The following is a 22809-nucleotide window of genomic DNA, read 5'->3' as shown; positions in this document are numbered from 1 at the left end:
CCGTCTCTAATCCAAGTTACGATCTAGGCTGCGTAGCTCACAGCTTGATTGTACTGTTTGAACGTAGATTAAAGGCGCTGCAACAGCGCCTACTCGATATAACAACACTTATAAATGCTCTTCTGCAAACTCAGCTAAACGAGAGCGTACCACGCCATTTAGATACACGTTGGCACTACCCTCAAAGTCTTTAAAACGCTCAACAATATAAGTCAGCCCTGAGGTCACTGCAGTTAAGTAGGTTGAGTCAATTTGCGCCAAGTTGCCGCTACAAATAAGCTTTGAGCCCTCACCCATACGGGTAATTAAGGTTTTAATTTGCGATGCGGTTAAGTTTTGGCATTCATCGAGGATCACTACAGAGTTTTGAATCGAGCGGCCGCGCATAAAGTTAATCGACTTAAACTGAATATTAGCCTTCTCCATAATGTAATTAACACTGCCAGTAGGGTTGACATCGTTTTTGTGCAGCACCTCAAGCGTATCGGTAATAGCCGCCAGCCAGGGCGCCATTTTCTCTTCTTCTGTACCAGGTAAAAAACCAATCGACTCGGCAATCTCAGGAGTATTACGGGTCACAATCACTTTATCGTAGCGTTTACGCTCAACCACTAACTCAAGGGCTGCTGCCATTGCCAACAAGGTTTTACCGCAACCAGCAGGTCCAGTTAGAATGACCAGTTCGATATCTGGGTCAAGCAAGGCATCAAGCGCCATGCCTTGATAAACATTTTTCGGTTTCACGCCCCAGGCTTCGTAGTTTTCTAGACGATCACGACCGCGATCGACGATGTCGATACTGCTTTCAGATTTAGCGCTGATCCTGCCGCAAAACTCAGTGTCTTGGTCTATCAAATACTGGTTGATATAAAACGGTTCATTGCCAAAGTGCTCTCTTGGCACTTGATGCACAGTGTGCCGCCCCTGGCGCTCGCTGGTCACATCATCGACATGCTGCCAAAAGTCCCCTCAACCTCGTAAAAGCCCTTAGCAAGGAAACGAATATCATCGATTAATTGGTCGGTGCGGTAGTCCTCTACCCGTTCAATGCCTGCACCTTTAGCTTTAAGGCGCATATTGATGTCTTTGGTAACCAGCACGACTTGGCGAGGTTGATATTGTTGCTGTAGGTAGTAGGCAGAGTTGATGATGCGGTTGTCGTTGTTGTCGTCGGGGAGAGAGTGGCTGTCAAATTCGAGTTGATGGTCGGGGAAGATGGATAACGTACCACTGGCGTCGGTTCTACCTGGACGCACAGGCAGTGGCACGCCGCTGACAATTTGCTCCGGGGTGATGGAGCCTCCTAAAATGTCTTCTAAGGCCCTAATGGCGACTCGGGCGTCGCGGCTGACATCGCGCTTTCTATCCTTAATGGTGTCAAGCTCTTCTAGCACTGTCATCGGAACAATCACATCATGTTCTTTAAACGAGTAAATCGCTAATGGCTCGTGCAGTAACACATTGGTATCCAGTACAAACAACTTCTTGTCGTTTTGCTTCATGGTGCCTCCACAGTGTTTATTGGGCTATTTTTATGGCTATTATTTATGACATTGTCGGTGTAGCAAGCTCCTAGGTTGAGGTTAGTCATGGGCAAGAAAAATCTAGCGCTAACTTCATTTAACATTAAAAAGTCCGATTAAGCTAGGAGTTCAAAACTGTGTTTGCTCAGCTTTTAATCTATTGAGTTCCTTTGTTATGGCAATAAATCCACACTAATATCTAGCTATGACATTTTTGTGTCTTAGATAATTTATGTTTTCAATAAAAGCCACAATCACAGCTTTTATCAATGCTAGAATTTCAATCTAGACTGCTTTGGTTTAACATACGCCCCCTTTTTTATTTGCCCGCTATTAAGAGAGTTGTTGAAGATGCCATTTGCCCTTGGTCAGCGCTGGATTAGTGATACTGAATCTGAGCTTGGATTAGGTACCGTTGTACAAATTGAAGGTCGCATGGTGACCGTGATGTTTCCTGCCACCGGCGAGAACCGCATGTTTTCTCGCGATGAAGCACCGCTAACCCGAGTGATATTCAATCCAGGCGACTCGATTGAGAGTGGCGAAGGTTGGACCATGACAGTGGCTGAAGTTGAAGAGTCAGACAAGCTAGTTATTTACCACGGTACTCACAACGAAACCCAAGAAACGGTAAGCCTGCGTGAAACCATGCTTAACCACAACATTCGCTTCAACAAGCCGCAAGATCGCTTATTTGCGGGTCAAATCGACCGTTTAGAGCGTTTTGGTATTCGCTACCAATGCCAAAAGTTGCGTCATCAATTGGCGACTTCAGATCTGCTAGGCCAGCAAGGCCCGCGCGTCGGGTTGATTGCTCACCAACAATGGATCGCCCATGAAGTAGGTCGCCGTTATGCACCGCGTGTATTACTGGCTGACGAAGTCGGTTTAGGTAAAACCATCGAAGCGGGTTTAATCATCCACCAACAACTGCTTACAGGCCGTGCTGAGCGCGTACTGGTTATTGTGCCAGACACATTACGCCACCAGTGGTTAGTGGAAATGCTGCGCCGCTTTAACCTGCGTTTTTCAGTATTTGATGAAGACCGCTGTGTTGAAGCATTTGCTGACAACGACAACCCTTTCTACACCGAACAACTGGTCATCTGTTCGCTCGAACTGCTGCGCAAAAAGCGCCGTTTAGAGCAAGCCATTGATGCCGATTGGGACTTAATGGTGGTCGACGAAGCGCATCACCTTGAATGGTCTGAAGACAAGCCAAGCCGCGCTTATCAAGTAGTAGAAGCCTTGAGCCAGGCGGTCCCAGGTGTGCTGCTGCTAACAGCTACTCCAGATCAACTAGGTCACCAAAGCCACTTTGCCCGTCTACGTCTGTTAGACCCAGACCGTTTTTATGACTATGAAGCCTTCTTAGCTGAGGAAGAAAGCTACAAAGATGTCGCCGATGCAGCCGAAGCACTCGATAGCGGCAACAAGCTAAACGATGGCGTGATCAACAGCCTAACTGAGCTATTGTCTGAAAAAGACATCATGCCAAGCATCAATCTTATTCAGGCTGATGATATTGATGAAGAGCAGCAGCAAAGTGCCCGAGAAGAACTACTACAAGAGCTACTAGACCGCCACGGCACAGGCCGCGTATTGTATCGTAATAGCCGCGCTTCGGTTAAAGGCTTCCCTGAGCGTCACTTCCACGCCCACGGCCAAACAATGCCAGACCAATACCTAACGGCGGCGCGCGTCAGTGCAATGATGAGCGATCATAAAACACCTCTGCAGAATGCTCAGCAAGCACTCAGCCCAGAGAAAATGTTCCAAGCATTTGATGCTAACACTCAATGGTGGAAGTTCGACCCGCGTGTTGACTGGTTGATTGATTTCCTTAAAGAACACCGCAGCAAAAAAGTGTTAATTATTGCCAGTCAGGCAGAAACCGCACTGAGCCTTGAAGAGGCGTTGCGCACCCGTGAAGGTATTCTTGCCACGGTATTCCACGAAGGCATGTCGATTATAGAGCGCGACAAAGCTGGCGCTTTCTTCGCCCAAGAAGAAGGTGGCGCTCAGGCACTTATTTGCTCAGAGATTGGCTCTGAAGGTCGTAACTTCCAGTTTGCTAGCCATCTGGTGTTGTTCGATTTGCCGCTAAACCCAGATTTACTTGAGCAGCGTATTGGTCGCCTTGACCGTATTGGCCAGAAGAATGACATTGAAATTCACCTGCCATACTTAAAAGACACAGCTCAAGAGCGCATTATGCGTTGGTACCATGAAGGCCTAAACGCCTTTGAACTAACTTGCCCAAGTGGTCACGTGCTGTTTAACGAGTTTAGTGAACAGCTGCTTGACGTTATCCAGTCGGATGACGAAGAAGCCATGACACTGCTGCTAAACCACACGCAGACACGCTACAAAGAGCTTAAACAAGCCATGGAGCAAGGCCGCGATAAACTGCTAGAGATTAACTCTCATGGCGGCGAGCGGGCTAACGCGCTTATCTACCGTCTAGCAGAGCGCGATAACGACACCGGCCTTATTGGCTCAGTGATCCGTTTGTGGGACATTCTAGGTGTTGAGCAAGAAGATAGAGGTGAAAACTCAATCATTTTGCGCCCAACTGAGCACATGATGTTCCCTACTTACCCTGGTCTACCTGAAGATGGCATTACCGTCACTTTTGACCGAGATACTGCGCTGTCACGTGACGATATTGCGTTTATCTCGCAAGAACACCCGCTAGTGCAAACTGGTCTTGATCTAATCACCAGCTCAGAAACCGGCACCACTAGCGTCGCAATCTTAAAGAACAAAGCTCTGCCTGCTGGCACTGTGTTCTTAGAGCTTATCTACATGGCTGATGCATCTGCGCCGAAATCAAGCGGTCTATACCGCTACTTGCCGCCTACCCCTATCCGCGTATTACTGGATAAAAATGGCAACAACATGGCAGACAAAGTCGATTACGACAGCTTTGATAAGCAGCTAAGCGCGGTAAACCGTCATATCGCTAGCAAGCTAGTTAATGCTTCACAGCCAATTCTGCACCCACTATTTACTCAGGCCCAAGAGCATGCTGAGCAGGCGCTGGCACAATTAGTTGATAACTCGCGTCACGCCATGACTGAGCAGTTAACAGGCGAGCTTGAGCGTCTTGAGGCACTAAAAGCGGTTAACCCGAATATTCGTGATGAAGAGCTCGACTTTATCCGTAATCAAATGGCCGAGCTAAGTGCTTATATGGATGACAGCCAATTGCAGCTAGACGCCATTCGTATGGTGTTAGTTAGTCACGCGTAAGTCCTGCTCTAAGACTTACAGGCTAACTTCTAACCTTAGCGACTAGTCAATCTTTCAAAGGCCTCGCAGCTCTGCAATGCGAGGCCTTTTTGTATTCAAAAGCTGTTTGCAATGGGTACGGAATAGCTCAAAAAGCGGTATAAATCACCGAATGAGTTGCTAGCGATTCGAATTTCCCCACAAAAGCGATACACTTATTGCATCGCCCGCACACGTGTTAACAGACATGAGGCATGCTTTGCTGAGTTTCACCAAGCATCACAACTATCAAAGAGTTATATTCCAGGCATTAAGCTTTGTTGCATTAGTCCTATTCCATCAAGCTGCTAATGCCAGTATTCACAAGGTTAATGCTGATGAAGTTAAGCAAATCACCATAGACAACAAGCCATCGACCGTATTGGTGCGCCCCTGGCAAGGCAAACTAAGGTTAGGCGCTGCCATAATCGTTGGCCGTTCAAATGCCAATGCGCAAGCTGCTGGTGTGGCTGGCTACTTGCGCACTCACCTAAATCAACATGGCTGGGCGACGGTGAGTGTCACTCCCACTATTGGCTTGTATTACCCTAACTTTGCCACAGCTGCAGATGAAGTCAGTAAAGCTGGCAAAAATCAGCTAAGTCTCGATACCACACAAGCGACGCCCAAATTTGATAGCGACCAACTGCTTGAGCAGCAAAACTTTCAGCACTCACAACTAACTGAGACCATCAATCAACTCGCTGAAATAGTTAAGCCTTATCCAGGAAAGCGCATGATTATTGCTCTTGATGACAGCGCGGCAATTGTCACCCAGCTGCTGTATCAAAGGAAAATTCCGACGCCCGATACCCTAGTCGTCATCAACCCGTATCGCGCATTTGAGCAAGAAATGGTGTCAGGCAAAGAAATGCTGTCAGTTGCACAGCAGCTACAAATTTTATCGATGCCAATACTTGATTTACAGTCACGCGACGGCCACCCTATCTCGCAAGAGCAAGCTCAAGAGCGCAAGATGAAGAACCAAATCAAGCCTGTGCGTTACTACAGCCAACATCAACTAGATTTGAATATCACTACAGAAACAGGCTGGCAGGAAGCGCTAAATTACATTCGCGGTTTTTCAAGAAGAACGGCGACCTATTAGGCCGCCGTTTTAAGGGTCAATGCTAAATACGATTGCTTATGGCTTCGGTTTATCTTTGGTTAGCATTAACGCCCCAGCAACCAGCACCACAACGACGCCCATATAAAGAAGGTCAAGCATGCTTTCTGGCTTCATCTCGTTAAAGTAAGAAAATACTTTAATCACTAGCATCATTAGGATGACTTTACCTAACTTGCTCTTTAGCGAGTCGATGTTGTTGATCACTAAAATTTTGCCGCCAGTTTCACTCTTTTCAGCCGCATCAATATTACTGATAAATAATTCATATAACCCGAACGAGAAAATCAGCATCACAGCACCAAGCAAGAAGGTATCTAGTAGCTCAACCACTACCATGACCAGTTCATTACGCACAGCATGACTCGCCGACATCATGTACTTAATCAATAAATCGAATAAGTGGATAAGATCAAACAATCCCATCACAAAAATCGCGACAGCGCCCATGGCACACGCCATCACGCCAAACAAAACTGTTAAACGACTACCCCACAGCATTCGCTCGAAAAACGCTTGCATCGTACTAATCCATTATTAACTGAAAATTTGAGGCGGCAATATAACAAGAAACAATGACAAATATGAATCTAAAAACACCCTGGTTAGCAAAATGTTACTAAGATCACGGCTTAGCTGAGCCAACTGACAATAATGAACCTATTACCTTCTTCTGTAGATAGCCTACAACAGAAACTAAAAAGCGATGGCTAATTGCCATCGCTTTACAATTCACTGTTATCTAAAAGCAAATTTACCAGCCAGACTGCCTCGGCTTATATTGCTTTTCAGGGTTCTTGGTCTGCCTAACCCCTGCAATACGCCAGTTTTTGCCCAATAAAATCTTCACCTGACTCAATGACTCACGGCTCAGCAAACGGCGTACGCTGCCGCTCCAACTGTAGTTAATGCTGAGTTTGATAGCGGCATTGGCGTCGGGCGACATATTAGCAATTTGCTTAGCAAGATTAAGCGCATGGGCGTGTGGGTCTGCAACGACGTCAGTGACTAAGCCGTGTTCTTTAGCCTCATTAGCTTCAATCACTTCAGCCAGCAGACTCAAGCGCATGGCTTTATCTTTGTCCATAATTTGTCTTAGCCCGGCGAGACCTGCCATGTCAGGCACTAAGCCCCAACGCGCCTCCATAATCGACAACTTAGCATCTGGTGCAGCGATGCGAAAGTCAGCGCCTAGCGCAATTTGCGTACCGCCGCCATAACAAACGCCTTCAATTACTGCGATGACTGGAATTGGCAAACGCTGCCAACCTATCGATACTCGTTGAGCAAGATTGGCATTTCCCGGCAGCCACTTAAACAACAGCTTAATCATTTGCATCGGCGATTTTGATACCGCTTTTATATCGATACCCGAGCAGAAGTTCGCATTACTACCAGAAAGGATCACTGCTGCCACGCCGCGCTGTTTAGCCAGTTTTTTAATGGTTTTATCAATTGCTTTAAACATCTCAAAGTTAAGCGCGTTGAACTTATCCGGGCGATTAAGCTCGACAAACGCAATGCTATCTTCAATCGTTACCTTGACAATGTTTCTCTCCATGAAATATTCCTTTACTGGTCAGTCCAGTTTTTAGACTAACACATTTGGTGTATGTAGCAATTAGTTATAACATGTCGAAATATTGTTATCTGTCATACTAATAGCTCGCAAAAGGGCTTAGAATGCAGGGTTCAAGTGCCTGACACAGGAATAATAAAACGGCTGCACACAAGGTTGTGGGTAAAAGCGGCTACAATTGATCCAAAATGTATTTTTAATTTGTAGCCTTCAGCAGTACAAACTAACTAGCAGTACTTTTGAGCAAGTAGTACAAGCCAGTGTCGTCAGAATAAATTAATTAAACCGCTCTGCTCCTAGCAATATCGGATTGATAAAACTCAATAACTGAGTGTTTTAGCTAGTCATCATTCTCGATTTCAAACGTTTTTAGAGCGACAAGGATAACCAGTCAACATGACCATCCCAGTATTGATATGTGATGACTCGGCCTTAGCACGCAAACAAATGGCACGTACCTTACCCAAAGAATGGGATGTTGAGGTGTCATTTGCGACAAATGGTGCTGAAGGTTTAGAAGTGATCCGCGCCGGTAAAGGTGAGATTGTATTTCTCGATCTCAACATGCCAGTCATGGACGGCTACGAAGTGCTGCAAACTGTGCAGCAAGAAGATCTTCCAGCCCTGATTATCGTGGTTTCCGGCGATATCCAAATTAAAGCCCATGAGCGGGTTAAAGCGCTTGGGGCTTTAGACTTTATTCAAAAACCCGTTAGTGCAGATGCCATTAGCCATATTCTGCAAGAATACGGCATCCTCACGCTGGCGCAAAAAGCCCCCGAAGATGAAAAACCATTAGTTAAAGTTGACATGCGCGATGCCTGTCAGGAAATTGCTAACGTGGCTATGGGGCGCGCGGCTGATTTATTGGCAAAACTGCTCGATGTATTCGTACTGTTACCGATCCCTAATGTTAATGTGCTCGAGGTGAGCGAGCTCACCATGGCGCTAAAGGCAACAGAAGAAAACGATACCGTCTCGGCTTTGTGTCAGGGTTTTATCGGCGCAGGCGTCGCAGGTGAAGCATTATTATTGTTCCATGACTCAAGCTTTGAAGACATGGCAAAACTGATGGGGCTGTCTAATCCTGAGAATCCAACCACTGAAATGGAAGTGATGATCGACACAGGTAATGTGCTGATCGGCGCGTTCTTAAATGGTATTTCTGAACAATTAGACATGAAGTTCAGCCAAAGCCACCCAGTGGTATTGGGCCGTCACTGCACAGTGAATGATTTAATCCACGACAACTCAGACAAATGGCAACGTACCTTAGCGATGGAAATCAACTATCGCATTGAAGATTACAACATCCAATGCGACCTGTTATTGCTATTTACTGAAGACTCAATCCCAACGCTGAATTACAAGCTTGGGTACCTACTTGATTAAGGCCGGACTATAGCGATGTCAAATGACCAAAGTGCAATGAATGAGCTGCATTGGCTAATCGATATGGTGCAAACCATTGAAGTCGGCTTAGTGGTACTCGATGCTAATTACAATATTCAGCTGTGGAATGGTTTTATGGAAAACCACAGCGGCGTGTCGCCAAACTCGATTAAAGGCAAAAACCTGTTCGAGCAATTCCCCGATCTGCCTGAAAGCTGGCTAAAGCAAAAAATGGAGTCGGTATTTTTACTTAAAAACCGCACCTTTATCAGCTGGGAACAGCGCCCGTATGTGTTTAAGTTTAAAAACTATCGCCCTATCACAGGCCGCGCAGATGCTATGTACCAAAACATCACTCTGCTGCCTCTGGCGTCACTCACAGGTAAGATTACCCATATCAGTATTATTGTTTATGACGTGACTGATATTGCGATTAACAAGCTACAACTTAAAACTGCCAACGAGCAACTTGAGCAGCTAAGCCAAACCGATGGCTTAACTCAGCTACACAATCGCCGCCACTGGCAACACTGTATGGAGCGCGAGTTTGAGCGCTTTGCTCGCTATCAAGACTCAGCTACCTTAGTGATGCTCGATATCGACCACTTCAAGCAAGTGAATGATAAGTACGGCCACCCTGCTGGCGACAAAGTGATTCAAAACATCGCCCATATTCTCAAGCAGTCACTGCGTGAGACCGATTGTGCAGGCCGCTATGGCGGTGAAGAGTTTGCAATTGTGTTAGCCAAAACCTCTGCAGAAGACGCGCTTAATTTTACTGAGCGTTTACGTCAGAAGATTGAAGCATCTGAGATCATTCACGACAATCGCAAAATTAGCGTAACGGTAAGCCTAGGTATTAACGAGCTAAATGATGGAGTGGTAAACACTTCTAACTGGCTATCAGGCGCTGATAAAGCACTTTATCAAGCCAAACAAGGTGGTCGTAACTGCTCACGTATTTATGTAGAAGGTAGCGACGAGTAGGCTGGCACTCACATACAACACAACAAAAACGCCCCAAGCAGTTTGGGGCGTTTTGATATCTGAATCACTGTGAGTGACTAGTGTAGCTGCTCGTCTTCTTCGAACTCTTCATCACCCATGAAGTATGTGCCCCAGCCGTCGTAATCGACTTTCTGCTTGGCTGCAAGTTCAAGTAGTTGTTTCGCCGCTTCATCAAGTAGCTCAACTTTTAGTTCATGGTGAGCAATAGCATCAAAACAGTAGATGATTGAGCCGTCTTCTAGTTCCATTTCTTCAGCGTCATTCACTTCATAACCCAGTTTAAAGGCATCAACTGCCGCCTTTTCTAAACGGTCAAAGTTAGTTGACGAAAAGTGGTGCTCGATAGTGTATTCAGCATCTGGCGCTGAGCCATCATCAAGTAGCGCGCTGACAATTTCGCGGTTTTCCGCTAGCTGCTCTTGTAGTTGACGTTCGATAGACATGAAACACTCCGTAATAAATAAACTGGCTTAAAGTGGGCAGATTATACCTTATGTCGCCGTGGCGAGTTAATGATATTTTGGACAACGTGCTGCGCCCTTAGCCCAAATAATTAAGCCGCTGAAGTTTCAGCGGCTTAATCAAAATCGTGTAGCGATATACAGCTAGCTTAAAGCACCTGCTCTACCTAAGAGAAGCTAGCTGATAGCGCCTTGCTTAGGTTGCATCATGGCTTTGGCTTCCTGATTCAAGGTAGCCAAACGCTCAGACATTTTATCGTGCACTTTTTGGCACAGCTCTTTCACATCCGCTTTATCTAAGCCTTTGGTTAAAATAGGCTGCATCATTTCAACAATCACTACGCCATTGTTCCAGCGGTTTAGGTTGATATGATTCTGGCACGAGGCAATCACCGGAATAATCGGCGCCTGTGCAGCAATAGCAGTATGGAATGCACCCACTTTGAATGGCAGTAAACCACGGCCGCGTGAACGGGTACCTTCAGGGAAAATCCACACCGACAGCAACTTATCTTTCATCTTCTTAACCGTGTTTGCCATGGTTTCAAACGCACTGTGGCGGTTTTTACGATCAATAAGAATGTTGCCAGACAACCAGTAAATTTGTCCAAATAACGGCATCCAAGCCAAGCTTTTCTTGCCTAGACTCACGGTAGATTTTGGCACCAATCTGGTTAGTGTAAATAAATCGAAGTTGTTTTGATGATTCGCAAGGAAAATCTTTGGCTGCTTTTGCTCAACCACAGACTCAACCGTTTGCCTCGCCTCAGTATCTGAATGCTCAGTGGTTGTAGCAAAACGCTTCACCACTTTAACGCCAAGTACTGGAGCTGCGGCTGAAAACACACGAGCAATAATATGCACATTATCGCGATGCATAGGACGAATGATGCAAAGGATCATAGAAAAGATAAACGCGAGGACTAACAACAGCCCAAGGATCAGGGATCGGATAATTAGCAGCACAACATACTCCTGCAGTAGAATTGGCGACAGTATAACCACGTGAGCTTAGCGACTCAACAACAAGTTTACACCTGTACGCTGAAAAAAGCCTATCACTGATCCCTGGCAATAGGCTATTTAGATTTACAAAAATATAATCGAGTAAATTAACTCTTTTTACTTGAGTAACTTACCAGTAATCGGCAAATAATTGCGCTGACGGCCAAACAAGCAACAATAGAAGCACCACTTGGTAAATCATATTGTGCCGAGACCAACAAACCTAGGCTATAGCCAATAATACCGACTAAGTATGCCCAACCTAAGCGCCCGTTGCCTTTAAATTGGTTTAGTGCCAATGCAGGCAGAATTAATGTGCTGAATACCAAGTACACACCAACAAGCTCTACCGATAAGGTAATGACTATAGCGAATAAAAAGTAAAACAGCTTGCCTTCAAGTAAGCCTGGACGCGCTATCAACAAAACTAAAATAGCGGCGTACACTATGCCTGGGAACACTAATTGTGGCCAGCTCGCCCACAAAATTTGCCCGTCCATTAACTGCTTAAGTAGCTCCCCACCATGCGGGTCGTTAGCAAGCAGTAGCATGGCAGCCACCGCGCTTAATACATAAAAGCAACCAATAAAGGCTTCGAGCTCTTCCTCAAAGCGCCCTGATAACCAAGAAATAATGCCAGCGCCGGCAAACGCAAACAGTGCGGGCATCCACACATTTGCATAAGCAACTTGCTCAAGATCATGGTTAATATGCGCCACAATGGCACCGACAGCAGCAATTTGGGCAATGGCTAAATCAATAAAGATAATGCCTCGCTTTAATACTTGCTGCCCAAGCACCACATGGGTTGATAGTACCAGTAAGCCAGCCGCAAAGGCCGGCAATAAAATACTTAAGAGCTCGAAATCTAGCACTTACTTCACCTCAAGAAGTTGAGATATAACGCTATCGTATAAGCTAAACAGATCTTTGCTTTGCTCATTACCGCCAATTGACATAGGTAAACGCTCAACCTTTAGCTTAGCGCGTTCGCCCAGCCATTTAGCGCCACGGTCACTTTGGTAAGAAGCAATAACTACCGCCATAATATCGCCTTGCTCGGCACGCTTTAACAAACTTGCAAGGTGCGAGCTGGTAGGCGCTAAACCCGGTTTTGGCTCTAGATCAGCAACCTGATCGATACCTAACCAGTTAAACAAGTAACGAAAGTTGGTGTGATAAGCAATCAGCTTTTTACCTTTTAATGGCTCGGCTTTGGCTTCCCACTTAGGAATAGCCTGCTTCCAACGCGTTTTAAAGTCAGCTAACGCTGCCTGATACTTAGCAGCATTGTCAGCATCAACCTGTGCTAATTTCGCCGTCAACGCATTCGCCACATCAACCATACGATAAGGGTCAAAATGCATATGCGGATTACCCAGCGCATGCACATCACCCATAGAGCGGTCGACCTCATCAAGCTGATCAAGGGTCATCGTATGCTCAGCAGCATAAAACAAACCTTGTTCAGTTGAGCGAACCTTAGCGTTAGATGCCTTCATCAACAGCATTGGCAGCCAACCTACTTCTAGGTCTGCACCAGCACACACGACAAGATCGGCTTGACGCATTTTGGCGATAAGGCTCGGACGAGCCTGCACCTGATGCGGATCTTGCATCGCTGTGGTTGCCGTATAAATATCAGCATCTGGCGCTAGCTCTTTAGTCAGCGAAGCATACTCAGGCTCGCAAGCAAAAACGTTAAGCTCTGCTTGTGCCTGAGAAGAGAAGGCAATTGCAGCAGCGGCTGTGATTGCTTTTAGCTTAGAATTGATGCGCACCATGTGCTCCTAGCGTCATGTTGTATTGCAATGTGAAGATGTTGTCATCTTCAATGCCAAAGTGGTTAACACCGTCTTGCTTAGTGTACTGCAGACGGATCACTGAGAAGTGACTTGGGTGATAAGCAACCATCACTTCAGTTTCTTTAAGCTTGAGCTTGTCTAGGTGATCTTCGTGAGCTTCATGTAGATCTACTTGGCCGTAACGTACACCAGCAGACCAGCTTGGTGAGAACTTATATACACCGCTTAAGTACCAGCCAGTGTTATATGCATCGAAGTCGACCTCATGCTCATGATGCTCTTCTTCATGCTCTTCGTGCTCGTGTTCTTCTTCATGCTCTTCATGCATGCCTTCAGCGAAAATATCAGTTACACGGAAGTACTCACCACTTAAGGTTAGGTTTTGGTACTTGTAGTTGCCATCTGGCGCCCACTTAAAGGTGAAGTCGGCAACAAACATGTTCTTACCTGTGTAAGCAGCACTGTGGCTGTGACCGTGGTCATCATGTCCATGCTCTTCAGCAGCATGTTCTTCATGCTCTTCATGTTCTTCTAGGTAGCTAACGCCGTTTTCGTTACGTAAGTAGCTTAAACCTAGCTGCCATGAACTTTCTTGACCAATGTCACCGCCAAACTTAGTGTAAGCCGTGTACACGCCAACGGTTTTAAAGTCGCGCTCGCCATGTTCATCTGCAGCGCGCATCTTGTCACCCGCAAATGCCTCTACGCCCATAGTCCAGTATAGATCTGTTGGCGCAACATAATTTAGGCGGATACCATCATCAAAGTAGTGGTTACCTAGGAATGAGCGGTATACAACAGGGCGGTCTGTGAAGCTATCTGTGTGCTTGTGTTGGTTGTTCAAGTAACCAATGTCTGACAGGAAGCGACCACCACGAACTGACAAGCCACCAGGCAATGCAAGCGTTTGAATAAAGGCTTCTTCAAGGTTGATCTCAGTTTCGCCATCATGACTTTCTAGAATCGCAGTAACCTTACCGTAAAAGCTATCATCAATATTAGCGCTGATAGCCAATTCAGTTTCACCTAAACCAAAACCTTCTGTACGCTCGGCCATTGGGCGCTCACCAGTTTGGTAGTAGCCATCTAAAACAGCGCTGATGTTAGGGTTAGATAAAGTACCAGTGTTAGCTTGTGCAGCTGTAGCAAACGCACATGACAGTGCAACAAGTGAAACGCGAGTAGTTAATGACATCTGTATCTCCAAATACAACAAGTAGTTTTGTCTTCATCAATGAGGACAAATTAATAATTATGGTTAAGCTCTTAATTCCTGAGCCTTTTATTATTAGCTGCCCGCCACAGTCAAAGCGGCAAAGCAATGGGATAAATCAATGACTAAAACTAGCCATTGAAAGGAGGGGCACGACAAAAATACGCGGTCGTTGAACTTAGAAGGGTTAAATAAACTTGTTGCTCGAGAGGCTCGAAACTTTGAGGGACAATAACAATACTTGGCGTAGCATGATGCAAAACTTGAGATAGCTGAATTGCGCTGCAGCACACTTCGCAATGGGGAGTTAACTCATCGTCATGATGGCTTTCATCATGGGCAGCAACCGCAAATGACATGCACATCACCATGGCGGTTAGCCACAATGCAATGGTTTGTCGGATAAGCGCGCTAAGTTTCATTACCGATTAGTAACAATTTGAGGTGATTTTAGTCACACATTTTAAAAGATGGCTAAACTATTGCAACCAAAAGAGTGTGACAAAATACGTTGCAACATAACAATTTGTCATTATTTAGACGATTTATTGTTACACAAGGCAATCCGCGCTTGAATTAGATATTTTTAATCTATCTTTAAGGAGTGAATTCTATACTTTACGTAAGAGTTGAGGTTGACCACAACAGAGAAACATCGCGATATTTTGATTGAGTAGACTGCCACATTTGTTGAACTGGCAAGCTGTTCAACAACGCACCATTGTTAAGGGGAGCAAGTCTATGAGCAAATTTATTAAAGACAACCTAGGCGTGATTATTACCATCGTGGGCTTAGGTATTTTAGTTTTAGGCGGCATTTATTATGTTGAAGCTGCGCTTGAAAGCCAGGTTCAGGTACTAGATTAAACCACACCATTTTCCGACTGAACGTTAGAACTCATCACCGCTAGCGTTTGGTCTCCTTCATAAAAACGGCGTTATCACCTAGTGATAACGCCGTTTTTGTTGATTCTTTTGCAGCATAACTTCTAAAACCAAGCTTTGATAAAAAACCGAGCTTTGCGTTAGTCGTTTGCAGCCTTTCTCGATTCATCATCGTCTTTGGCATCTTCAGCTGGAGCTTCAACCAATACCAAATGATCCATAATATGACAGCCAATCATTATGATGGCAGCAATAATCATCAGAGGGTGGTGACTTGAGAAGTATCGTCCATCACAAAGCTGCAGATCAACGCAATGATACCACCATAAAACGCCAATAATTTCGCCAGCGTGTACCCCATATGACGCGCGAGCCATGCCTGACAATGTGGGCAAGCGATATGCATTTTCAAGCCTTTACCACGATGGTCTTTTATTTCGGTAGGTAAAAACGATTTATGACAATGGCTGCATTTTAACTGCATGTCTGGCTCCAGTTTCGCCGATAGAAAATTCGCGCGAGAGTGTAGCAAAACCCAGGATGCATATACAGTTAACTGTGCTTTATGTTGCACCTAAATTCGCTAGCTCCTGCGCAATATTCGCCCTATGATAGGCGAGCATATTATTTATAGGGACATCATCATGCTAAGACCAATAATAACGTCATTGTTACTCATGGTTTGCTTTAGCATCTGCGCGCAAGTCAGTGCTAACGACAGCGCCGCTGAGCAAACACAAGTTACTGACAAGCAACGTATTGCTCACCTTGAGCGTGCAATAGCAAAAGACCTCAAAGCGCTAGGTAAAGCCAAAGGTGAAATGATTGATTTCACCGAGTACCGCATTAAAAACAAAACTTATTTACTACGAGAAGAAATCAAAACCCTCATCAACGCTGAGCCGCTTGATGTTGCCTATGTTAAACCCTTGGTGATGAGACAGTTTGAGTTTTTAGATCTCACCTCTGACTATCTGGATAATAAAATCAGTCACCTACAACAAAGCCTGGGCGGCAAACATGACCAGAAAATCATTGATGAGCTTATCGACCGCCAGTATATGCGCGATCACTTTTTACAGGCTCAATACCAAACCATAATTTGGGCAGAAAAATTAGCCTTAGATGTTAGCCAGCGCAAACAGCAATTAACCGAGCTATTAAGCCTGCGCGCAGATCGCCAAGAAAGCCTAGCAAATTACACCCAGACCCAATTAAAAGAAGCAGTAGATGATGTCGCAAACGCCGGTGCTGATGCTAGTGCAGAGCAAAAAGCCTTGGTTGTCGCCTTTAAAAACCGCCTTGCACAAAGCTCTAGCAGCCTTAGCGTAAGCGCTGAATTACTGGATAACCTAGGCCAGGACACCACACAAATCAGGCAAACCCTGTTTAATGTGTCAGGCGACATCACCAAAGATGTGCTCAATATCAGTCTAGTTTCTAGTCTGGTTAAACAATGGGGCGATGTCATTGCCACTCAAGCGATTGAACACGGCCCAGAGCTGACATTTAAAGTATTCATCTTTGTGTTGATATTAGTGTTGAGCGGCATGCTAGCAAAACTGGTTAATCGCATTGTGAGTAAAACGGTTCGCGCATCTAAGCTTAACTTTAGCCAGCTGCTACAAGACTTCTTTATCTCACTTTCCAGCAAAACCGTGTATGCATTGGGTTTATTAGTCGCCCTATCGCAACTCGGTTTCGAGTTAGGCCCATTGCTAGCCGGTTTTGGTATCGCGGGTGTAATTATTGGTTTTGCGCTGCAAGATACGTTATCTAATTTTGCCTCCGGCATGATGATCTTAATCTACCGCCCTTATGATGTCGGCGATTTGATTAACGCTGCAGGTGTAACTGGTAAGGTTAGCCACATGAGCCTGGTTTCAACCACCATCAAGACCTTAGATAACCAAAGATTGATCATCCCGAATAATAAGATTTGGGGCGACACCATCAACAATATTACTGTTGAGCGTCTGCGCCGCGTTGATATGGTATTTGGCATTAGCTACAGCGACAACATAGAACACGCTGAAGAAGTACTAAAGGACATCGTCAACAAGCATGAGTTAGTCTGCGCTGAACCTGAGCCTATGGTGAAACTGCACACCTTAAACTCATCTTCGGTGGACTTTGTTGTGCGCCCATGGGTAAAGCCTGCGGATTACTGGGAAGTATATTGGGACATCACTCGCTCAGTGAAACTGCGCTTTGATGAAGAAGGCATTAGCATTCCGTTTCCACAGCGCGATGTGCATGTGTATCAAACTGCAGAAGAATAATCACCAGCACCCAGTAAAAACTGCGAAAACAAAAAGCCAGCAAGTGATTAAGCTTGCTGGCTTTTTAATATGTTCTAACAGTGTTTAAGCTAGTGCGATAAATCCGACAAAGGTAATCGCCGCTGCAATTAGGGTATAAGGCAATTGCGTTACCGCGTGGCTCACCAAGTTACAACCTGCACCTTGCGCCGCCAGTACCGTAGAGTCTGAGTAGAAACAAGCCTGACTACCAAAAGATGATGCTGACAATAACGCGCCAATAACCAGTGGTGTGTCTGCGCCTACCGCATGTGATAAAGGCATCACAATCGGGATTGATACCGCAAAAATTCCCCAACTAGAGCCTGTGGCAAACGCCAAAATCGCCATCGCTACAAACACCACAGCAGGTAACAGTTGTGCTGTCATATATGGGCTTAGGCTATCAATCACGAATTGCGGCAATAGCAACTTGTCGCACACATCTTTAAAGATAAACGCTGCCACCACAGTACCAATTGCCGGCAACATGCTTTTAAAGCCGTCGATCATTTGGTCCATCATTTCAGACAATGGCATCAAACGCTGCACCGCATAATATGGAATGGTTAAGCCCATGGTGGCAATCAAACCGAGCCATACATCGATATCAAAATACACGGTAAAGCCAATCAGCATTAAAATCGGCACCAAAAAGTTATGCAATTTGCCCTGACGTTCAGCGCCAGCAAACTCATCTTCAATGGCCTTAACTGCATAGTCATCTGCCGTGCTAACGTCACTATCTTGCTCAACCGGAATATTATTGCCAGCTTGCGCTCGCTGCTGCGCCTTTTTCATCGGCCCAAATACAGGGATGATACCTAAGACAACCAAAGGCACCATAAACACTGCAACCCAAGCATAAAGCATGTAAGGAATAGCCTGCATATAAGCGCTTATCCCCTGCCCCTGCTCAGCGATTCCGTTGTCCACCAGCAAGCCACCAAAAAACACAGCCCAAGTAGAAAGTGGCACCAGCACACAAATTGGCGCAGCCGTTGAGTCAACTACATAGGCGAGCATTTCACGGGAGATTTTAAACTTGTCTGTCACCCGCTTCATGGTTTCACCCACGGTAAGCGCATTTAGGTAATCATCGATAAAAATCGCTACACCTAATACATAGGTCATTAGCAGTGATGACTTAGGCCCTTTGGCAACTCTAAGTGCATGCTTACCAAATGAAAATGCGCCGCCGGTGCGCACTAATAACGCAATGAGTGCTCCGAACGTACCACAAACCAAAATCAACCAACCTATGGTTTCATCGGCCATCACACTAAGCGAAATGTCAGAAAAATTGGTTAACACCTCACCTGGCGATAACAAAAGTAAGCCAACAACTGCACCAATGATCAGTGACAAAATAGGTCGCCTTAATGTCACTGCCAGTAACAACACCACCACAGGTGGAATAAGGCTAATGGAAGATGGCTCTGCCATTGATATTTATCCTTATTGTTTTAACGGACAGCTTACCTTTCAAGTGTTAATTGGCAGCAAAGAGCAGCAGTCCATATTGAGTATATAAATGTCGGTAAAGCGAAGTTAAAACCGACTAAAAATTAGGGGTTAAATTAAAGCTGAAAATTAATGTTGAATCGCACGCGAGTCAATAAAATTTTGTCCAACTTGAGCAAAAAATTTAACGCATGTGATTAGTTTGCTTATTCAGCAATTGTGAATAAACTTGCAGCGACTTCAAAAATCGGCCATAAAAAAGCCCGAAGTTAACTTCGGGCTTTAAAACTATTAACTAATCAGTCGTAATTACTAATCGTTCAAATATTTAAGCTCACCTTTAAGGTGTGGACGACGGCCTTTAGCATCGCGCATCTCAAAACACTTACCGCCTTCAATGCTTTCAAAAGCAAACGTCACCTCAGATGGCATAAATACCGGTAGCTTAAACTCAACGTCTAAGGTGAATGGCTTGTCACCAACAAACTGCATCAAATGCGCCATTGAGCGAGCCTTAGACCACATGCCATGAGCGAGCACTTTTTCAAAACCAAAGCGCTTTGACAATACTGGGTGTAAATGGATTAAGTTGTAATCGCCCGACGCTTTTGCGTATTGGCGACCTAAATCTTCAGACAATTGCCATTGCTGCACATTTTCCCACGCCATAGCTGAGGCTCTCGGCGGGCGAGTACGCTTTTTACCTTCAATACGGTACAAGTAAGTCGAAAGCGCCTGCCACACTAGCTCATCACCCGCATATACCTTAGACACTAAATCGAACTCTAACCCTGAATCTGTGGTGCGCGACTCAGTTAACTCACACTGCACGGTAAGTTTTTCATCAAGCTTCACCGGACGATGCACAGTAATACTGTTTTTAAGATGGATCATTCCGATTAGTGGAAAGGTAATCGCCTTATGAGTGAAAATGGTCGCATGCAGACGAAACGCCAATACATAAAGGTAAGTTGGCGGAATAATTTGCCCATCAAAATCAAACTCACACACCTTAGCGTAAAGCTTGACTTTCTCAGCCGACAACGCCACTTCTGGCGCTTTAACCACTATGGTTGGCAATGGCTGTTGATCCCAGCCTGGCTTACGACTAAAAAAGATCTTGCGATACAAAGTAAACAAAGATGGCATCGATTTTAATGCGATAGAAAAGTCGTGACTCAATGTATTACACCTATCCAATTCCACGAGGGCAAAAAGTAAATTAGCGCGCCATTATACCCGAGAGGATAAAATCGGTCTAACTCAGCTGAAATTCAATACAACTCGCTAACTAAACCCGACTAAAGCGTTGTTTTTACTAGCGCATTGAAAATCGAGTGTTTTATCAACATAAGATGACATCAACATCAGCTCAGATAAATCCATCCCACTCTTGGGCTTTAATCGGCTAAATGCGACAATAGCGCCCTAATTTATAAGCAGCATATCGACAGTAATGAGCGCGCAAGACCAAAACTTTGACAAGTTCACCCAAAAATTCACCAAGAATATCTATGGCACAACTAAAGGCGAGATCCGCGCTGCTGTGCTGTGGCGCGACCTGATCCCAGCAATTGAATCACTCGGCAAGCCTAAACTGCGTATTCTTGATGCTGGCGGCGGCTTTGGTTATCTCAGTCAAAAGCTCGCCAAGTTAGGTCATGAAATTGTGCTGTGTGACATTTCTGAAAACATGCTTGACCAAGCAAAAGCGCAAATCGCCGCATCCGATAGCCAACTTGATATCACGTTAGTGCATAGCGCGATTCAAGATTTATCAGTCGCTGAGCTTGGGCAATTTGACTTAGTCATGTGCCACGCGGTAGCCGAGTGGCTGCAAGATGCCCAGGCGACACTTGATGGTTTAAGGCAATTCATCAAACCCAATGGTTTGTTCTCGCTGATGTTCTACAACAAAGAAGCACTAAGATTTCACAGTCTAGTTTCAGGTAACCTCGACTATGTCGCCAAAGGGCTAAAGGTGAAAAAGAAGATCGGCCTGACACCCAACTACCCGCTATACATAAACGACGTACGCCAATGGTTTAACGACTGGCAAATGGAGCTAGTATGTCAATCAGGGGTGCGAGTGATTAACGACTACCTCAAACAAAGCCTGCCGGTGAACTTTGACAAAAATCAGCTAATTGAAATGGAGCTGAAATACTCGCAACGCGAGCCTTACCTGTCGCTAGGCCGATACGTTCACTTTATTGCGCGCTGAGTTAGTTAAACTGGCTCAAGTGTACGCGTAAAATAATTACTTTACGCGCACACTTGGTTGCTAAGCATCCTTTCGAATGATCTACCTCTTCCTAGCATTATCAACAAAATCTATATAGTCATTCATTATTTGCCGCTCTTATCATTTTTTTAACCACTGCTAAGCTGTATCCATCTAATCAACATCGACAACAGTTAAGGATGCACCATGAGCTACTACTCTATTTTAGAAGTCACACCTACCACGGATGTATGGGTTGCGGATTACATTGGCCCTGCTAATAAAATCGTAGCTAAATATGGTGGTAAGTATCTGGCACGTACGTCAACTCATGAGCGCGTTGAAGGACAAGGCAAAGAGCCAGCACTGCGGATTATTATTGAGTGGCCAACTCGTCAGGCTGCTATCGACTTTATGAATGACGCTGAATACGCGCCGCACTTAAAAGCACGCACAGAAGGCTCGATTAGTCGTCACCACTTAGTTGCGGCAAAAGACGATTTAGCCTAATACTGATAGCACGGACCTATTTACACTATTCGCAATAAGAGACATATTTTCGAAGAGGCAAAACTTAATGGATAACTTAGCACCAAAAACAATTTTACTTACCGGCGCAACTGACGGCATTGGTTTTGAAGCCGCGAAACAATTTGCTCAGCAAGGTCATCACCTACTGGTTCATGGTCGCAGCCCAGAAAAAGTTGAGAAAGTGATTAATCAGCTTAGCTGCATTAATAGTAACGCCAAGTTCACACCAATTATCGCTGATTTATCATCGATGACGGCTGTTGAAAATATGATTAGTGATGTGAAACAGCATGTAAAACAATTAGACGTACTGATTAATAACGCCGGCATTTTCAAAACACCAAACCCAGTAACAGATGAGGGTTTAGACATTCGCTTTGTGGTGAATACCTTAGCGCCCTATCGTTTAACCATGCAGTTATTGCCATTAATGAACACTAATAGCCGAGTAGTGAACCTGTCATCAGCGGCGCAGGCAAGCGTTGATTATGATGCGCTAGCTGGCAGTAAACGTTTAGGCGACAACCCAGCTTACGCCCAAAGCAAACTTGCTATCACCATGTGGACCAGCGCGCTTGCCAAGCAATATAAGGGCAAAGGACCAATGATGGTGTCAGTTAACCCTAAGTCACTACTGGCAAGTAAGATGGTAAAAGAAGCCTATGGTATTCAAGGCAGTGACATTAGCGTTGGCGGCGATATTATTGTACGTGCTGCATTATCTGATGAGTTCGCCGATGCCCACGGCAAATACTATGACAATGATATTGAAGCGTTTGCGCCGCCTCATAGTGACGCGACAGACATGGCAAAGAATGAACGCCTTGTAGAAGTTATTGAGCGTTTTTATAGCTAGTACTGCTTAAGCTAGTTACATCTCTAACTTTTATCGCAGCTATCATTCAATCGGGTTTCCTAAAGCACCTAAATCGATATTCGGTTTAGGTGCTTTTTATTGCCAGCTTAACTCCTAAGATTGCTGGGTTTTAAGTGATTATCAACAGAATCCATAAACTCATT

At 45.1% G+C, this 22809-nt stretch carries 20 protein-coding genes and 1 pseudogene; 9 read left to right on the top strand and 12 right to left on the bottom strand.

Translation table 11 applies throughout. From position 1 onward, the window contains the following. Window positions 1-108: 108 nt before the first annotated feature. A pseudogene (locus tag EXU30_RS13140) lies at window positions 109-1502 on the bottom strand (PhoH family protein). Between the two features lie 372 nt (window positions 1503-1874). Between EXU30_RS13140 and rapA the strand changes: the two are divergent. Then, window positions 1875-4778, top strand: a complete 2904-nt coding sequence (gene rapA / locus EXU30_RS13135) for an RNA polymerase-associated protein RapA (protein ID WP_130600739.1) — start codon at window positions 1875-1877, stop codon at window positions 4776-4778. Between the two features lie 238 nt (window positions 4779-5016). Next, complete coding sequence (locus EXU30_RS13130; RefSeq protein ID WP_165399017.1) at window positions 5017-5904, top strand: DUF3530 family protein; 888 nt, start codon at window positions 5017-5019, stop codon at window positions 5902-5904. A 36-nt stretch (window positions 5905-5940) separates the two neighbouring features. Here EXU30_RS13130 and EXU30_RS13125 read toward each other — a convergent pair whose 3' ends face one another. Beyond that, a complete protein-coding gene (locus tag EXU30_RS13125) occupies window positions 5941-6444 on the bottom strand; it encodes a YqhA family protein (protein ID WP_130600735.1) in 504 nt (167 codons plus the stop codon). Window positions 6445-6676: 232 nt separating this feature from the next. After that, window positions 6677-7483 carry a crotonase/enoyl-CoA hydratase family protein gene (locus EXU30_RS13120; RefSeq protein ID WP_130600733.1) on the bottom strand — a complete coding sequence of 269 codons (807 nt, stop codon included), beginning with the start codon at window positions 7481-7483 and terminating at the stop codon, window positions 6677-6679. A 414-nt stretch (window positions 7484-7897) separates the two neighbouring features. On the opposite strand from EXU30_RS13120, the gene EXU30_RS13115 reads away from it, so the two are divergent. Continuing rightward, entirely contained in the window at window positions 7898-8893 is a 996-nt protein-coding gene (locus tag EXU30_RS13115) for a response regulator (RefSeq protein ID WP_130600731.1), read from the top strand. 15 nt (window positions 8894-8908) lie between these two features. Continuing rightward, the gene (locus tag EXU30_RS13110; protein ID WP_130600729.1) at window positions 8909-9880 is read left to right on the top strand and encodes a sensor domain-containing diguanylate cyclase; all 972 of its coding nucleotides are present in this window, start codon (window positions 8909-8911) and stop codon (window positions 9878-9880) included. Window positions 9881-9957: 77 nt separating this feature from the next. Here EXU30_RS13110 and rraB read toward each other — a convergent pair whose 3' ends face one another. The 6 genes from rraB to EXU30_RS13080 all read right to left on the bottom strand — a co-directional run bounded on the left by rraB (window position 9958) and on the right by EXU30_RS13080 (window position 14807). Beyond that, window positions 9958-10344: a ribonuclease E inhibitor RraB gene (gene rraB, locus EXU30_RS13105; RefSeq protein WP_130600727.1), complete on the bottom strand. Its 387-nt coding sequence runs from the start codon at window positions 10342-10344 to the stop codon at window positions 9958-9960. Window positions 10345-10539: 195 nt separating this feature from the next. Next, on the bottom strand, window positions 10540-11328 hold the full coding sequence (locus EXU30_RS13100; protein ID WP_130600725.1) for a 1-acylglycerol-3-phosphate O-acyltransferase: 789 nt from the start codon (window positions 11326-11328) through the stop codon (window positions 10540-10542). Between the two features lie 146 nt (window positions 11329-11474). Further along, on the bottom strand, window positions 11475-12242 hold the full coding sequence (locus EXU30_RS13095) for a metal ABC transporter permease (protein WP_130600723.1): 768 nt from the start codon (window positions 12240-12242) through the stop codon (window positions 11475-11477). Continuing rightward, window positions 12243-13148 carry a metal ABC transporter solute-binding protein, Zn/Mn family gene (locus EXU30_RS13090; RefSeq protein ID WP_165399075.1) on the bottom strand — a complete coding sequence of 302 codons (906 nt, stop codon included), beginning with the start codon at window positions 13146-13148 and terminating at the stop codon, window positions 12243-12245. Then, complete coding sequence (locus EXU30_RS13085) at window positions 13132-14367, bottom strand: hypothetical protein (protein WP_130600719.1); 1236 nt, start codon at window positions 14365-14367, stop codon at window positions 13132-13134. The genes EXU30_RS13090 and EXU30_RS13085 overlap by 17 nt, the downstream gene beginning before the upstream one ends. A 149-nt stretch (window positions 14368-14516) precedes the next feature. Beyond that, complete coding sequence (locus EXU30_RS13080; protein WP_130600717.1) at window positions 14517-14807, bottom strand: hypothetical protein; 291 nt, start codon at window positions 14805-14807, stop codon at window positions 14517-14519. A gap of 319 nt (window positions 14808-15126) precedes the next feature. On the opposite strand from EXU30_RS13080, the gene EXU30_RS20800 reads away from it, so the two are divergent. Continuing rightward, window positions 15127-15252: a hypothetical protein gene (locus EXU30_RS20800; protein WP_278044714.1), complete on the top strand. Its 126-nt coding sequence runs from the start codon at window positions 15127-15129 to the stop codon at window positions 15250-15252. 277 nt (window positions 15253-15529) lie between these two features. Here EXU30_RS20800 and EXU30_RS13075 read toward each other — a convergent pair whose 3' ends face one another. Continuing rightward, window positions 15530-15754 carry a hypothetical protein gene (locus EXU30_RS13075; protein ID WP_130600715.1) on the bottom strand — a complete coding sequence of 75 codons (225 nt, stop codon included), beginning with the start codon at window positions 15752-15754 and terminating at the stop codon, window positions 15530-15532. A gap of 160 nt (window positions 15755-15914) precedes the next feature. Between EXU30_RS13075 and EXU30_RS13070 the strand changes: the two genes are divergently transcribed. Continuing rightward, window positions 15915-17552 (top strand): mechanosensitive ion channel family protein, encoded by a 1638-nt coding sequence (locus EXU30_RS13070; RefSeq protein ID WP_130600713.1) that lies wholly within the window; start codon window positions 15915-15917, stop codon window positions 17550-17552. Between the two features lie 84 nt (window positions 17553-17636). Here the strand turns inward: EXU30_RS13070 and EXU30_RS13065 are convergent, their stop codons facing one another. Continuing rightward, a complete protein-coding gene (locus tag EXU30_RS13065; RefSeq protein ID WP_130600711.1) occupies window positions 17637-19016 on the bottom strand; it encodes a Na+/H+ antiporter NhaC family protein in 1380 nt (459 codons plus the stop codon). A gap of 330 nt (window positions 19017-19346) precedes the next feature. Next, entirely contained in the window at window positions 19347-20183 is an 837-nt protein-coding gene (locus EXU30_RS13060; RefSeq protein WP_130603477.1) for a MaoC family dehydratase, read from the bottom strand. 307 nt (window positions 20184-20490) lie between these two features. Between EXU30_RS13060 and EXU30_RS13055 the strand changes: the two genes are divergently transcribed. The 3 genes from EXU30_RS13055 (at window position 20491) to EXU30_RS13045 (ending at window position 22645) form a co-directional block, all read left to right on the top strand. Then, window positions 20491-21258: a methyltransferase domain-containing protein gene (locus EXU30_RS13055; RefSeq protein WP_130600709.1), complete on the top strand. Its 768-nt coding sequence runs from the start codon at window positions 20491-20493 to the stop codon at window positions 21256-21258. Window positions 21259-21465: 207 nt separating this feature from the next. After that, window positions 21466-21768 carry a DUF1330 domain-containing protein gene (locus EXU30_RS13050; RefSeq protein ID WP_130600707.1) on the top strand — a complete coding sequence of 101 codons (303 nt, stop codon included), beginning with the start codon at window positions 21466-21468 and terminating at the stop codon, window positions 21766-21768. Window positions 21769-21835: 67 nt separating this feature from the next. Next, on the top strand, window positions 21836-22645 hold the full coding sequence (locus EXU30_RS13045; RefSeq protein ID WP_130600705.1) for an SDR family NAD(P)-dependent oxidoreductase: 810 nt from the start codon (window positions 21836-21838) through the stop codon (window positions 22643-22645). The last annotated feature ends 164 nt before the right edge of the window (window positions 22646-22809 follow it).

The sequence above is a fragment of the Shewanella maritima genome (assembly GCF_004295345.1).
Lineage (GTDB): Bacteria > Pseudomonadota > Gammaproteobacteria > Enterobacterales > Shewanellaceae > Shewanella > Shewanella maritima.
The sequence above is the reverse complement of the archived record's forward strand: the minus strand, read 5'-3'. Positions and strand labels throughout refer to the sequence as shown.